Below are 14,649 nucleotides of genomic sequence, written 5' to 3' on the forward strand. Positions count from 1 at the left end.
GTCTAGCGAGCGGCGCAGCCGCGTTCTAGCCACTTACCGTTTATTCCGCATAACCCTCAGCCAAATGATTATCCTTCAATTTCACATAATTCCCCGCCGTATAGGTAAAAAAGTCCATCTCTTTTTCAGTAAGTTCCCGTACCTCTTTAACCGGGCGGCCGACGTAGAGGTGGCCGCTTTTCAGAGTCTTGCCAGGCGGTACCAGGCTGCCGGCACCGATGATGACGTCGTCTTCTACTATTGCGCCGTCCATAACCATAGCGCCCATACCGACTAAGACCCGGCTGCCGATGGTGCAACCGTGCAGCATCGCCTGATGGCCGATAGTTACGTCGTCACCGATGATCAGTGGGAAACCGTCCGGGTTGAACGGGCCGGCGTGGGTGATATGCAGGACTGAACCATCCTGGACGCTGGTGCGACTACCGATACGGATGCGGTGCATATCGCCGCGGATTACGGTTAATGGCCAGATGGAAACGTCATCGCCCAGTTCGACATCACCCAGTACTACGGCGCTGGGATCAACAAATACTGCGTTGCCAAGTTTAGGTGTCATGTTCTGGTAGGTACGGATATTCATACGTAGGTCTCATCTGGAAATGTCGGTGATGCCCCTATAATAAACGCAGTTATGCTTAAAAGCCGATAGCGGCGATTGAAAACAGTGGTTTCAGCCCCATCTATTAAGCCATTAGGCCGTATTACAACGATCCACTAAGGGCCATTTTTTATCGATTTGTCAGGAGTTTTTCATGTCTAATCCTCTGCTGCTAAGCAATCTGCTACCCCCCTTCAGTGCGATTAAGCCGGAACAGGTTGAGCCTGCCATTGACCAGCTGCTGGCCGACTGTCGGGCGGCAGTGGCAGAGGTGATGAAAAATGTAACGCAGCCGGATTGGAACAATCTGGTCGCGCCGCTAGAGCAGAGTAATGATTGTCTGGCGCAGGCATGGTCACCGGTGTCCCATATGAATGCGGTGGTGAACAGTGATGAGCTGCGTGATGCGTATAACGCCTGTCTGCCGAAGCTGTCTCAGTTCTGGACCGAAATGGGCCAGCATCAGGGCCTGTATCAGGCGTATCAGACCCTGGCCAACAGCGATGCTTACCAGCAGCTTGATACGGCACAACAGAAAGTGATAGATAACACGCTGCGTGATTTCCGTCTGTCTGGTATCGCTCTGGAAGACGATGCTAAGAAGCGCTATGGCGAGTTGCAGCAGAAGCTGTCTGAGCTGACCACAAAGTTCTCTGAAAACGTAATGGATGCCACCGACGGGTGGAGCAAGCTGATCACCGATCAGGCTGAGCTGGCTGGACTACCGGATAGCGCTTTGGCTGCCGCCAAGCAACTGGCCGAAGCTAAAGGAGAAGAGGGTTGGTTGATAACACTGGATTTTCCATCCTATTTTGCGGTTATTACCTATGCCGATAATCGTGATCTGCGGCGTGAAATTTATACCGCTTTTGCGACCCGGGCTTCTGATCAGGGGCCGAATGCGGGTAAGTGGGATAATACGCCGCTGATGGAGCAGATCCTGACGCTGCGGGAGGAGCTGGCGCAACTGTTAGACTTCGAAAACTATTCGGAATACAGCCTCGCCACTAAGATGGCGGAAACGCCGGATCAGGTGATCAGCTTCCTCGACGATCTTGCGGAAAAGAGCCGTCCTATTGCCCGTAAGGAATATCAGGAACTGCAGGGCTTTGCGCTTGAGGAATATGGCCAGACTGAGTTGGATGCCTGGGATCTAACCTACTTTGGCGAGAAGCTGAAGCACGCCCGCTATGAGATCTCTCAGGAAGAGCTACGTCCGTATTTTCCGATGCCGAAAGTGCTGGATGGCCTGTTCCAGGTGACCGGTAAGTTATTCGATATCGAGATTCAAGAGGTCGAGCAGTTCGATAGTTGGCATCAGGACGCGCGTCTATTCAATGTTTTACGTGATGGTCAGCCTATTGCCCGCTTCTTCCTTGATCCGTTTGCCCGGGCTAAGAAACGCGGCGGTGCCTGGATGGATGATTGCCGGGTGCGTCGTCGCCTGGATGACGGTTCCCTGCAGTTGCCGGTAGCTTATCTGGTATGTAACTTTAACCCGCCGGTGGGCGATGACCCTGCCCTGCTGACCCACAATGAAGTGACCACCCTGTTCCATGAGTTTGGCCATGGCCTGCACCATATGCTGACCCGGATCGAATACGCGGATGTCAGTGGCATTAACGGCGTTGCCTGGGATGCGGTCGAGCTGCCAAGTCAGTTCCTGGAAAATTGGTGCTATGAGCCGGAAGCGTTAGCGTTGATCTCTGGTCATTATCAGAGTGGAGAAACCCTGCCCCAGGCGATGTTAGACAAGATGCTGGCGGCAAAGAACTTCCAGTCCGGTATGATGATGGTGCGTCAGCTGGAATTCTCGCTGTTTGATTTCCAGCTGCACCGTGAATTTAAAGCCGGCGATACTGTGGTGCAGGATGTGCTGGATCGTATTCGTGATCGGGTATCGGTGGTTAAGCCCCCTGCTTTCAACCGTTTCCAGCACAGTTTCAGCCATATCTTTGCCGGCGGCTATGCGGCAGGCTATTACAGCTATAAATGGGCTGAGGTGCTGTCTGCAGATGCTTTCTCCCGCTTTGAAGAGGAAGGCATTTTTAATACTGCAACCGGACAGGATTTCCGCCAGCAGATTCTGGAGATGGGAGGCTCAAAAGAGCCGATGGAGCTGTTTATTGCTTTCCGCGGTCGTGAGCCGGAAGTTGATGCGCTGCTGCGCCACAGTGGTATAACTGAATAATTGAGAAATAAGATGACTGTTGTAAAACGCTTTATAGCCGGTGCGGTATGTCCCCGTTGCGGCGAGATGGATAGCCTGAAAATGCATCGTGCAGATGGTCGTGAACATCGTGAGTGCGTACGCTGTGATTTCAGTGATTCGATGGCGATGGATGGCTCTGATCAGCCAGACAGCGAGCTGGAAACCCGGGTCAACCGGGCTGGCAAGGTTGAGCTGGAGCCAGCTCAGCCGCTTAACTTTGTCTCAAATCCATCCAGTACCAAGCACTAAAAGTCCGTTCAGAGGGATCTGCTATGTGTCAGCGTTGTGCCTGGGCTCAGGCTACCGAGCTGGAGCAGGAATACCATGATCAGGTCTGGGGCGTGCCCCAGACCGATGATCAGCAGCTGTTTGAGTATCTGATACTGGAGAGCGCACAGGCGGGCTTGAGCTGGCGTACGATTTTGCAAAAAAGGCCGGGCTACAGCCATCAGTACGAGGGTTTTGACCCAGCTACTGTAGCAGCCTTCGATCAGAATAAGATCGAACAGATGTTGCTGGATCCGGGCATCGTGCGTAACCGGCTGAAGGTTGAGTCGTCGGTACGCAGCGCGCAGGCTTTTCTTGAGCTGCAGGCTAAGCATGGTAGCTTTGCCAACTATATCTGGCAGTTTGTCGATGGTCAGCCGGTGCAGAATAGCAGGCAATCGCTCAGCGAAGTGCCAGCGGAAACCGAACAGTCAAAGGCGATGAGTAAAGCGCTGAAAAAGGCTGGTATGAACTTCGTCGGCCCGACTATCTGCTATGCCTACATGCAGGCCACCGGAATGGTTAACGACCATGAAGTCAGCTGCCTGCGCTACCAGCCATGCAGCGAATTAGGTGCTCAGTTTAGTCTTTAGCTCCGGTTGCTGCTGGGTTTTGCTGAAGCATTAGTCATTTCAGGCCCTGGCTACTGTTGTTTTCCGGTGTAGCTGACTCGATAGATCGCTCCGGCCTTATCGTCCGAGATCAGCAAGCTGCCATCCCGATCGACAATAATATCTGCAGGCCTGCCCCAGGCCTTTTCTCCCTGTAGCCAACCTTCGACAAATACTTCCTGTGTGGGCGGTGTATTCGCGGTATCGACTTTTATGACCCGGTAACCCACTTTGCTGGATCGATTCCAGGAACCGTGTTCGGCTATAAACAGGCTATGTGAAGACGTCTTCGGATAGCTGTTGCCGGTATAGAAGGTCAGCCCCAGAGGTGCGACATGGGCGCCAAGTTTCAGTGCTGGAGGTTGATAAAGACTGAACTCCTGCCCGTCATAGAGTTCGGGATCGGGAATATCTCCGGCATGGATGTAGGGAAAGCCAAAGTGCTGTCCGGTTTTGGATAACCGGTTGAGCTCATCGTCAGGTTGGTCATCACCCAGATGATCGCGGCCATTATCGGTGAACCAGAGTTCACCGGTTGTTGGATGCCAACTGAAGCCAACTGAATTACGTACCCCGTGGGCGATAATACTTTGTTTATTACTGTCCAGATTCAGACGCAGGATAGTGGCAAAACGAGGATCGGTGTTGAGGCAGGTGTTACAGGGCGCGCCAAGATTAAAATAGAGCTGGCCATCAGGGCCGAATTTCAGGTACTTCCAGCCATGGTGCGAGGCATCGGGTAAACGGTCAGTCACTAACTGGCCTTTTACCGGCAGGTCATCAACATGGCCGGCATCATCAATGCGCAGAATTTTATTTACCGCCGCGACGTAGAGGGTGCCATTGCGGTAGGCAATCCCAGAGGGCATGTTCTGGCGTCGTAGCAATATTTCCCGCTGTTCGAACACGCCATCGCCATCGCGGTCTTGCAGGCGATAGACTTTTCCTTCCCGGCGACTGCCTACAAACAAAATACCTGGCTCTCCCAGAGCCATCTGACGGGCGTTCTCTGCTTCTGCCACTGTTGTGATCCGGTAACCCTCGGGCAGCTTCAGCAGATGCAGGGGCAACGCCTGGCTGGTGATTGGTAGCAGCGATAGCAGTAACAGGTAGATATATTTCATGGCCCGGACCTTGGTTGACCGCTTTATTTTTTATCTTTGTTTCAGATAGAGGTTTTACTATTTAGTAGTTCTATTGTTTAACAGTTCTACTAAGTAGTCGCTCTATAAGAACTTTCTATAAAAAACATAGCCGCCACTTAGTCCCCGTGCCACAAACAAGGCCATAAATGCCAGCCACAGGCCGTGATTTCCTAATGGCTGGCTGAAATACCAGATCGGTGCAAAGACACAAAAGACGGAGAACAACATGGTGTTTTGCATCGCTTTGACCTGTGTCGTGCCGACAAATATGCCGTCTAGCAGAAAGCTCCAAACTGAGACCAGCGGTAGCAGAATTATCCAGGGCAGATAGACCGCAGCAATTTCGCGTACTTCCGGGATATTCGTGAGCAGGGCAATAATCAGCTCTCCAAACAGCCAGAAGAACAGGGTAAACAGTATTGCCGTGACCAGGGACCAGGATAAAGCCGCGGATATTATCCGATGTAATCCCTGGCGGTCTTTGGCGCCGAAAAGTTTACCGCTGAGGGCTTCGGTGGCGTGGGCAAAACCATCCAGGCCGTTGGAAATGATGAGGTAGAAATTCAGCAATACGGCATTGGCCGACAGAATTACCATACCTTGCTTGGCGCCTTGAGATGTGAAGAAGGCGAGCGTCAGAAGAATCGCCAAAGTACGAACGAAAAGGTAGCGATTAATGGCGATAAGTTGATAGTAATCGCCAACTGACTTGAGTTTATCCCAAGCCAGGGAGCCTTGTTGTCCGGCCAGCATTTTACGAACAAAATACAGACCGAGCGCGAGGCTGAAGTATTCTGAGATAACCGTTGCCAGTGCCACCCCATCGGTATGCATACCCAGACCATATACCGCGACCAGATCCAGCAGCATATTGAGCAGGTTAGTAGTGATCAGCAATAGCAAAGGGATGCGTGTGTTCTGGTTACCCAGAAACCAGCCCAGCAGGGCATAATTCGCCAGTACCGCCGGGGCTCCGAGCACCCGGATGTCGGCATAGAGCCTTGCCTCTTCAGTAACCAATGGCTCGGCACCGATCAACTGCAGGGCAATCTCGATCAGCGGATACTGCAGCAGCATAATGGTCAGGCCGATAATGCCGGCAAGTACCAGTGATTGAGCCAGCAACAGGCGACTGCCGCTATAGTCATGCTGGCCCAGCGCCTGGGCGGTCAGGCCGGTAGTTCCCATACGCAGAAAACCGAAGGCCCAGTATAGGATAGAGAAGATCATCGCCCCGACCGCCACTGCAGCGAGGTATTTCGGGTCTGGCAGGTGGCCGATTACCGCAGTATCGACCAGACCCAGTAAGGGGACGGTGATGTTAGACAGGATCATCGGCCAGGCCAGTGACCAGACCTGCTGATGGTCGCGCCGGCTTGCCTGCTTCAGGTATTTCAGCATCGTTTTTCCGTCGAACTTAATCAGTTAATTTGTCAGAGCGGTTTCAGGCACGACGCAACGGCAGCGAGTAGAGAAACAGGAACTGAAACAGTGCGGCAACCACTACCGACGGTCCGGCAGGGGTATCCCAGTGCCAGGAGGCGGTTAAACCCAGCATCACAGCAACCGATCCTATCAGGCTGGCAAACAGTGCCATCTGCTCCGGCGTACTGGCCAGGCGACGGGCGCTGGCGGCGGGAATAATCAGCAGTGAGGTGATCAGTAGTATGCCAACCACTTTCATGGCGATAGCGATTACCACTGCGATCAGCAACATCAGGGCCAGGCGGATTGCGGTTACCGGAACACCTTCAACCTGAGCAAGCTCTTCATTTATAGTGATTGCGAGCAGCGGATTCCATAGTCGCCATAACAGCAGCAATACCAGCGCGCCGCCGGCATAGATCCAGGCCAGATCGGTCGGTGCTATGGCCAGCAAGTCACCAAACAGGTACTCCATCAGGTCGACCCTGACATCATCCAGCAGGGCTATCGCGACCAGGCCCAGCGACAGGCTGCTATGGGCCATAATACCCAGCAGAGTGTCAGTGGCGACCAGTCTTTGCCGTTGCAGGCTGACCAGCAAAACCGCGAGAATCACACAGCAGCTGATGACAGCAAGGTTGAAGTTCAGGTCAAACAGTACGCCAACAGCTATGCCCAGCAATGCCGAATGGGCCAGGGTATCACCGAAGTAAGCCATCCGGCGCCAGACGACAAACGAGCCTAGCGGGCCTGCGACCAGGGCAACACCGATGCCGCCGAGCAGTGCGAAGAGAAGAAAATCAGCCACAGTGATGATCCTTACAGGCAGATGTTGTGTGTTCGTCAGCAGTAGCATCTTTAATAGGCATAATATCGCCATGCTCGTTATGCTGGTGGTTATGGTGGTGGCTGTACAACGCCAGATTTTCAGCCCCGGGAATGCCGAACAGTTCGATATAGGAAGGGTCGTTGCTGACCTGCTCCGGATGGCCGGAACAGCAGATGTGACGGTTCAGACAAATAACATGGTCAGTTGCCGCCATCACCAGGTGCAGGTCGTGGGAGATCATCAGTACTGCACATTTATGCTGATCCCGGATACGGGCGATCAGGTTATACAGTTCGATCTGACCATTGATATCGACTCCCTGAGCGGGTTCATCCAGCACCAGCAACTGAGGGTTTTGCAGCAGGGCCCGGGCCAGCAGTACGCGTTGCATCTCGCCGCCGGACAAGCTGTGCACTGATTGTTTCAGTAGCTTTTCGGCGCCGACATCAAGCACTGCCTGCTGCATCTTATCCCGGCTGTAGAAAGCGGCGGTCTTGAGGAATCGCTCCACGGTCAGAGGAAATGTCGAATCGATGTGTAGCTTCTGCGGCATATAACCGATGCGCAGCCCCTGCTGCTTTTCGATAGTCCCGGAATCGACTTTCAGTAAGCCTAAGACGGCTTTAACCAGCGTGGTTTTACCTGCTCCGTTAGGGCCGATCAGGGTAGTGATTTGTCCGGGTTTCAACACCATCGAGACATCACTGATGACGGTGTTTTCACCGAAACTGATACGCAGATTTTGTAGCCGTATCAGGGCTTGTGACTCACTCATTGATTGTTCTCTGATGGATTGTTTTCGGATTTGCTGTTCAGAACTTCGGTGCAGTTTGGACAAAGCCCCAGCAGCTCGACATTTTCCTGTTCAACACTGAAGCCTGAGCTTTGTGCACAGCGGCTGATGCTGTCCTGTATTTCTGATGATTCTAACTCTACCGTAGTACCGCACTCACGGCAGATCAGGAAATAACCCTGATGCTTCTCGCCGACATGGCTACAGCCGATAAACGCGTTCAGGGTTGCCAGCCGGTGTACCAGCCCTTGCTCCTGCAGGAAGTCAAGCGCCCGGTATACGGTGGGGGGCGCCGAATTAAAACCTGCCTTGGCAATAGCTGGTAGCAGATCATAAGCTCCAAGCGGTTTGTGGCTTTGCCAGATAAGTTTAAGCACCAGTTCGCGAATTTTGGTTAAACGCTGGCCGTTGGCTTTGCATAACTGCTGCGCCTGCTTTAAAGCGCTGGTCATGCAATGGCTATGATCGTGATCCTGCTGGTAGGCGATATTATTGGCTGCGTTTGAATGCATCGAAAAACCTGATTGCGAAATGTTTTGTTATATTATAACTTTACACGCACTGATTAACAGCCTGTTTCCTTTTTCCTATTATTAGCAGTGATCTGAACCTGATGCTTTGTCAAACGCCCCTAATCTTGTCCGCTACCGCCCTACGCTCAGTTGTTATCTGTGTTTGCTGTATTTTTTCGAGCCTGGTGCTGGCTCAGCAGAATAAACCGCAGGAGCAAACACAAGAGGTGCCGTTGCAGTTATTAGCCAGCATCAAACCGGTGCAGCTGATTGCAGAATCATTGCTGGGTGATCTGGCCGAGGTGGAACTGCTGATCCCTGCAGGTAGCTCGCCGCACCACTTTTCACTGAAGCCTTCAGCGATCCGCCGCATGCACGCTGCAGACCTGGTGCTTTGGGCGGGGGCTGATCTGGAGCGGTTTCTGGTTAAGCCGGTCGCCCGGCTTGAGCGGCCTGCCCTGGCTCTTCTGATGGAAGATGATGAGCATGTTGAACAACTGGCTGTTAATAATACTGCGGAGGATGAGCATCAGGATCACAACAGCCATAGCGGGCATGAGCATAACCATGGCCACGAGGGAAACCCGCATTTCTGGATGAAGCCGGAGAGGGTGCAACTGGCAGCTGAAAAAATAGTTCATGAACTGGAACGACGTTATCCCAAGATGCGAGAACAGCTGGAGCGGGCATTAGCCGATTTTAATAGTCGTCTGACGGTGGCTGACCAGCAACTACAGCAACAGTTACAGCCGCTGCAGGATAGGGGCTTCTTTGTCTTTCATGATGCTTTTGCGGGCTATGTTGAACATTACGGCCTGAAGCAGCTGGGCTACTTTACTGTCGACCCGGGTCGTAAGCCCGGTGCCAAAAGGCTGGGACAGATTCGCGCCGCGCTGGAACAGCAGCAAGCGGTCTGTGTTTTTGTTGAACCGCAGTTTACTGCACCAGTTGTCAGCAGTCTGACCCGGGGGTTGGATATCGGCGTCGGCACGTTGGATCCGATGGCGATAGAAACTACTGTCGGGCGGGATGGCTACATGGATTATCTGCAGCAATTGGCCGATCAGTTCAGCGCTTGTCTGGCAAAAAATCAAAAAAAATGAAAAAAGTTGCTAATCCCTCTTCACAAATAGAAAGGCCGTACTTATAATGCGCCCCTCTTTACGGAGCAGATGTGGTGGAATTGGTAGACACGCTAGCTTCAGGTGCTAGTGCTCGCAAGGGCGTGGGAGTTCGAGTCTCCCCATCTGCACCAATCACTTTCGGTGATTGAGTTCCGTAAGAGAAAGCTATACTCATAGCAAGGGGACGCCCTTAAACGTAACAAGTTGTTATGCAGATGTGGTGGAATTGGTAGACACGCTAGCTTCAGGTGCTAGTGCTCGAAAGGGCGTGGGAGTTCGAGTCTCCCCATCTGCACCAACTTACTCTCCCTGATTGATATCCCGCTTTCTATTCACCTATTTTTTAATTTTGTTGATTCTAGTTTTAACGTCTTCTGTTTCAAGTTTCTGATCGTATTCTTGTATTCCCTGATTCTTATCTTTTATCTGCATTCCTTTGCGTACTTCCTTCACAGTTTCTCTTTAAGTCGTTCCTTTAAGTCGTTCCTTTAAGTCGTTCTTTTTCAGTAGCTCAGTTGATATATCTGTGTTGAACTATTCAGCTGAATGCCTTTCTCAGAAACAAGGAAAGCTTTATACCGGGAGGGATTTGTGATCAGTTTAAAGGGTAAAACAGTTGTTTTGGCGTTTATTTTGCTGATCTCCCTGACAGCCGTCTGGTTAAGCTACGCCTTTCCTCCGCTGCAATATATGAAGCAATATGTTGATCCACAGCTGTTGGCTGGCTGGGTTCAGCAGCATGGTTTCAACGGTATCGTTATCTTTATCACATTGGGTGCAGTTACCGCTTCGTTTGGCTTGCCACGACAACTGGTTGCATTGGTAGCCGGTTACAGTTTTGGTTTGTTACAGGGAGTGTTGCTGGCCATTACCAGTATCAGCTGTGGTGCGCTGCTGACTTTCTGGTTTGCCCGGTTTATAGCTCGGCCCTGGGTACGGCGGCGCTTTCCAGAGGCGGTCACAAAGGTCGACCGCTTTACCGAGGATCAGGCTTTTCTGAAAATACTCACAATCCGTTTTTTACCATTAGGTACCAACATGTTAACTAACCTTGTGGCGGGTACAACCAAGCTGCCAGCATGGGTATTTTTTGGCGCCTCGTTTATCGGTTTTTTACCGCAAACGGCTATCTTCGTATTGGGCGGACATGGTTTCAACATGGGCTCAACGGGACAGCTGCTGTTTGCCGGAGCATTACTTCTGCTCTCTACCCTGTTTTGCCTGGTGATTTACCGCAGCCATAAGCTGCATCAATCCGGCACCGCTGAGCATGAGTAAAACCATCGTACTGACGATTACTGTCTTTTTTCTGTTTCTGTCAGCGGCTCTGCTGACGGGTATTACCGCGACGCCAGAGCACCGTATCTTCATTAATGGCACCGTGCTGACGATGGATGAACACAACTCGGTGGCCCAGGCTATCTCTGTTCGTGATGGTGTTATCGAAGCGGTAGGCAGTGATCAGACGATCCGTCAAATGATTGAAGCAGGTAGCCAGATTACTGATCTGCAAGGTAAAACCCTGATCCCCGGTTTTATCGATGCGCATAGTCATTTTCCTGTTTCCGGGCTGAATGCGATATCTGCGGATCTGAGCCCGCCACCCGTTGGTAAGGTAGAAACAATAGCGAAGCTGTTGCAGCAGATCCGGGAGAAGGTGGAAATTACGCCCACCGGCGAGTGGATTCTGGGATTTGGCTACGATGATTCATCACTCATGGAACAACGCCACCCTACCCGCTTGGAGCTAGATCAGATTGCCCCTGATCATCCGGTATACCTATGGCACAGTTCCGGGCATATGGGGGTGGCCAACAGCGTCGCGTTAAAAAAAATAGGCTTTAATGAGATGACGCCGGATCCCCCCGGCGGTGTCATCGGCAGGGATGCCAAAACAGGATTATTAAATGGCTTGTTGCAGGAGCAGGCCGCGCTGTCTCTGAACGAACTGATCAGTGATTTCTCAGCTATCGATTATTATCAGGTTTTTCAGCAGGCTACTGATGAGTACGTCAGTAAAGGTATTACAACGGCCCAAAGTGGGGGGATCGGTTTATCGCTGGCCCGGGCGTTGTATTGGGCAAACAAATTAGATCAGTTGCCTTTCCGGCTGGTGATTTTCCCCAATGACGAGGGCTTCGGCAAGCAGTTATTGAATGGCCAGCTGGCACCCACCGACTTTAATTCAGAGCGGTTTTATATCGGCCCGGTAAAAATTATTGCCGATGGTAGTGTGCAGGGAAGAACCGCCTTTTTACGTGAACCTTTCTATCAGAACCCATCGGATAAACCAGATTATCGGGGCTTTCCGTCAATAGAGCAGGCATCGCTGAGCAGTACTGTTTTCGCATATCACCAGGCTGGTTTTCAATTAGCGATTCACGGTAATGGCGATGCCGGTATTGATAATATTCTCCATGCCTTCAGTGCGGCGCAAAAAGAGTTTCCGGTGGCTGATCCGCGGATGATTCTGGTGCACGCTCAGATGGCCCGTACAGATCAGTTGCAGGACATGCAGAAGCTGGGCATAACACCGAGCTTTTTCCCGACCCATACCTATTATTGGGGTGATCAGCACCTCGCCCGTTTTATGGGGCCGGAACGGGGTCCGATGATGAGTCCTACCGGTTCGGCCAGCGTTATAGGACTAAAATTCAGCGTGCATACCGATGCGCCGGTAACGCCTATAGATCCATTACAGCTGCTCTGGAGCACGGTTAATCGTCGATCCGCTACCGGTCAGCTGATCGGTGCAGGACAGCGTATTTCAGTGATGCAGGCGCTCAGGGCGATGACGATTGATGCTGCCTGGCAAGTGTTTCAGGAAAAAAATCGCGGCTCGATTGAGCCTGGAAAATATGCTGATCTGGTTGTTCTGTCGGGAAATCCGCTGTTACAGCCGCAGGACATGCGCCAGTTAAGCGTTGATGAGACCATCGTTGGTGGCAAAACGGTTTATCGATCGATAAATTGATCTGCTCAGGATTATTTGTAACGGTAACTATTGTTTCCGGTATGAGCGTTATAGCAGTGAGCTTTTCCTTGTAGCAAAGCCATAGCCAGACCTGCGGTAACCATACCAATGACCAGCTCTGTTACTGGCGTATAGCATTTAATGCCTTTAAAAACCCAAAATGGTAACTTTGTCAGCTACCGACATTTGCTAACTCGCCTGCTATTCAGCTATAGATATTTATCTATTGGGTGCGTTTTTCCTGCCTGTACCACATTATTTTTTCGTCATTAATTATGATGGTTTCAAATAGATTGATTGCCGATCTTCCAGAGAAAGGATTTTTATGGTCGATATAATTCTTGAAGTGACAGGTTCTTTATTTGCTGCGATCATTTTCTTCACAACTCTGCAGGGCCTTCGTCATCATAGTGTCAGGGAACAATCAGGCACCAACCTGGTAATAGCGGGTTTCGGGCTGCTTTTTTTCGGTATGCTGATCGATATAACGGACAATTTTCCTGAGCTCAACTATCTGGTATTTATTGGTGATACTGAGGCCCAGGCGTTTCTCGAGAAAGTGGTCGGAATGCTGCTGGGACTATTGCTGCTGACATTAGGTTTCTGGCGCTGGATTCCTAGTATTAAGGCGTTGGAAAGTACTCGTAAGTCACTGGATCAGCTGAATGCACAGCTTGATCAAAGGGTGCAACAGCGCACTCAGGAACTGGAGATTGCTAACAGGCAGTTAAACGATGAGATCTCTGAACGTTGCAAAATGGAAGAGCAGCTGCAGTATAGGGTAACGCATGATCCTTTGACCGATCTGCCTAACCGTTATGCAATGAATGAGATTCTGGAACAGCAGGTTTCATATTGCCATAGCCAAAATGTCTCCAGTGCTGTGATGTTGCTGGATCTGGACGACTTCAAGAAGATCAATGATCACCTTGGGCATGAAGTGGGTGATCGGGTATTGCATCAGGCCACTAATCGTCTGAGAGAAGCCATTCCCGATGGCGGAAGTCTTGGTCGTTTTGGTGGCGATGAATTTATAGTGACATTACCTGAAATAAAAAATCCGGAAGACGTTAAGCTTATTGCCGATTTACTATTGAAGCAGTTCCGCCTTCCTTTTGTATTACTTGAGCGGGACTTTTTAATTACCGTCAGTATCGGTATAGCCACCTATCCACGGAATGGTGTGAATCCTCAGGAACTGGTGCGACATGCTGATTCAGCCCTGCACCGGGCAAAGATAGATGGACGGAATATCTATCGTCTTTTTACAGATGATATGAATAAGGTCCTGGCCAGACGTCTGGCGCTTGAGGAGCAGATGCATGGTGCCCTGGAAAGAGATGAGTTCAGTGTGAATTATCAACCGGTTATTGATCTGAACAGACAGTGTGTTGCCAGTGCCGAAGCGCTGTTGCGCTGGAATAATCCAATACTTGGCGCTGTTGCTCCGGATGAGTTTATTCCTGTTGCTGAACGCACGGGCCTGATTGTGCCTATCGGACAGTTTGTACTGAAAACTGCGCTGCAGAAAACAATTGCATGGCGAGAGCGTAGCCATGGCAGCTTCCACATCGCGGTGAATATTTCTCCCCTGCAATTTCGCGATCACAAACTAGCCAGTTTCTTAACCAGAATATTGGAGCAGACCGGGCTTCCCGGCAGTAGTCTTGAGCTTGAGCTGACAGAGGGGGTACTGATGGATAGCTCTGAGGTTGCAGATGATACGTTGAGAGTGTTGCACAAGTTGAGCATAGGCCTTTCGATGGATGATTTCGGGACCGGCTATTCATCTTTGAGTTATCTGCGTCGCTATCCTTTCAAGACGCTTAAGATTGATCGTAGCTTTATCAGTGAAATTGCTTCCAATCAGGGTGATCGGGAGCTGGTTAGCGCAACGATCTCTATGGCTCATCGTATGGGATTAAAGGTCGTTGCTGAAGGTGTAGAAACCGAAGAGCAGCTTGCCTTCCTCAGATTGGAGCGGTGTGATTTGATACAAGGGTATTACTACAGTAAGCCTGTTGTTGCTGATGATTTTGATCGTTATCTGGATTGCTGGTCTGAACCGTTAGTAGCAAGTGAAAAGGCTATAGTCTGACTGCCTGATCGCGATTGTCGCCGTCAGATTCGAGGCTGCAGGCAGTCGGCAAGACCCT

13 protein-coding genes and 2 tRNA genes are annotated in these 14,649 nt (G+C 51.1%); 9 read left to right on the plus strand and 6 right to left on the minus strand.

Annotated features, from left to right (window positions below):
• Window positions 1–40: 40 nt before the first annotated feature.
• Complete coding sequence (locus ACQUQM_RS19005; RefSeq protein ID WP_432471448.1) at window positions 41–583, minus strand: gamma carbonic anhydrase family protein; 543 nt, start codon at window positions 581–583, stop codon at window positions 41–43.
• A 172-nt stretch (window positions 584–755) separates the two neighbouring features.
• On the opposite strand from ACQUQM_RS19005, the gene prlC reads away from it, so the two are divergent.
• The 3 genes from prlC to ACQUQM_RS19020 are packed head-to-tail and all read left to right on the plus strand — an operon-like array spanning window position 756 to window position 3,673.
• A complete protein-coding gene (prlC, locus tag ACQUQM_RS19010; protein WP_432471449.1) occupies window positions 756–2,792 on the plus strand; it encodes an oligopeptidase A in 2,037 nt (678 codons plus the stop codon).
• Window positions 2,793–2,804: 12 nt separating this feature from the next.
• Window positions 2,805–3,062: a YheV family putative zinc ribbon protein gene (locus tag ACQUQM_RS19015; protein ID WP_432471450.1), complete on the plus strand. Its 258-nt coding sequence runs from the start codon at window positions 2,805–2,807 to the stop codon at window positions 3,060–3,062.
• Window positions 3,063–3,085: 23 nt separating this feature from the next.
• Window positions 3,086–3,673: a DNA-3-methyladenine glycosylase I gene (locus ACQUQM_RS19020; RefSeq protein ID WP_432471451.1), complete on the plus strand. Its 588-nt coding sequence runs from the start codon at window positions 3,086–3,088 to the stop codon at window positions 3,671–3,673.
• A gap of 50 nt (window positions 3,674–3,723) precedes the next feature.
• Here the strand turns inward: ACQUQM_RS19020 and ACQUQM_RS19025 are convergent, their stop codons facing one another.
• The 5 genes from ACQUQM_RS19025 to ACQUQM_RS19045 form a co-directional block, all read right to left on the minus strand.
• Entirely contained in the window at window positions 3,724–4,815 is a 1,092-nt protein-coding gene (locus ACQUQM_RS19025) for a PQQ-dependent sugar dehydrogenase (RefSeq protein WP_432471452.1), read from the minus strand.
• A gap of 102 nt (window positions 4,816–4,917) precedes the next feature.
• Window positions 4,918–6,237 carry an MATE family efflux transporter gene (locus ACQUQM_RS19030; RefSeq protein ID WP_432471453.1) on the minus strand — a complete coding sequence of 440 codons (1,320 nt, stop codon included), beginning with the start codon at window positions 6,235–6,237 and terminating at the stop codon, window positions 4,918–4,920.
• Between the two features lie 43 nt (window positions 6,238–6,280).
• The gene (gene znuB, locus ACQUQM_RS19035) at window positions 6,281–7,069 is read right to left on the minus strand and encodes a zinc ABC transporter permease subunit ZnuB (RefSeq protein ID WP_432471454.1); all 789 of its coding nucleotides are present in this window, start codon (window positions 7,067–7,069) and stop codon (window positions 6,281–6,283) included.
• Window positions 7,062–7,865, minus strand: a complete 804-nt coding sequence (gene znuC, locus ACQUQM_RS19040; RefSeq protein WP_432471455.1) for a zinc ABC transporter ATP-binding protein ZnuC — start codon at window positions 7,863–7,865, stop codon at window positions 7,062–7,064. Before znuC ends, znuB begins: the two co-directional genes overlap by 8 nt.
• Entirely contained in the window at window positions 7,862–8,395 is a 534-nt protein-coding gene (locus tag ACQUQM_RS19045; protein WP_432471456.1) for a Fur family transcriptional regulator, read from the minus strand. Before ACQUQM_RS19045 ends, znuC begins: the two co-directional genes overlap by 4 nt.
• A gap of 101 nt (window positions 8,396–8,496) precedes the next feature.
• Between ACQUQM_RS19045 and znuA the strand changes: the two genes are divergently transcribed.
• The 6 genes from znuA to ACQUQM_RS19075 all read left to right on the plus strand — a co-directional run bounded on the left by znuA (window position 8,497) and on the right by ACQUQM_RS19075 (window position 14,591).
• Window positions 8,497–9,498 (plus strand): zinc ABC transporter substrate-binding protein ZnuA, encoded by a 1,002-nt coding sequence (gene znuA, locus ACQUQM_RS19050; protein ID WP_432471457.1) that lies wholly within the window; start codon window positions 8,497–8,499, stop codon window positions 9,496–9,498.
• A gap of 65 nt (window positions 9,499–9,563) precedes the next feature.
• A tRNA-Leu gene (locus ACQUQM_RS19055) sits at window positions 9,564–9,650 on the plus strand.
• An 80-nt stretch (window positions 9,651–9,730) separates the two neighbouring features.
• Window positions 9,731–9,817: transfer RNA gene (locus ACQUQM_RS19060), tRNA-Leu, on the plus strand.
• Window positions 9,818–10,110: 293 nt separating this feature from the next.
• On the plus strand, window positions 10,111–10,797 hold the full coding sequence (locus ACQUQM_RS19065) for a TVP38/TMEM64 family protein (protein WP_432471458.1): 687 nt from the start codon (window positions 10,111–10,113) through the stop codon (window positions 10,795–10,797).
• A complete protein-coding gene (locus ACQUQM_RS19070) occupies window positions 10,790–12,493 on the plus strand; it encodes an amidohydrolase (RefSeq protein ID WP_432471459.1) in 1,704 nt (567 codons plus the stop codon). The genes ACQUQM_RS19065 and ACQUQM_RS19070 overlap by 8 nt, the downstream gene beginning before the upstream one ends.
• A 325-nt stretch (window positions 12,494–12,818) precedes the next feature.
• Window positions 12,819–14,591 carry a putative bifunctional diguanylate cyclase/phosphodiesterase gene (locus ACQUQM_RS19075; RefSeq protein ID WP_432471460.1) on the plus strand — a complete coding sequence of 591 codons (1,773 nt, stop codon included), beginning with the start codon at window positions 12,819–12,821 and terminating at the stop codon, window positions 14,589–14,591.
• Window positions 14,592–14,649 lie beyond the last annotated feature (58 nt).

The organism is Amphritea sp. HPY (assembly GCF_050870985.1).
Taxonomy (GTDB): Bacteria; Pseudomonadota; Gammaproteobacteria; order Pseudomonadales; family Balneatricaceae; genus Amphritea.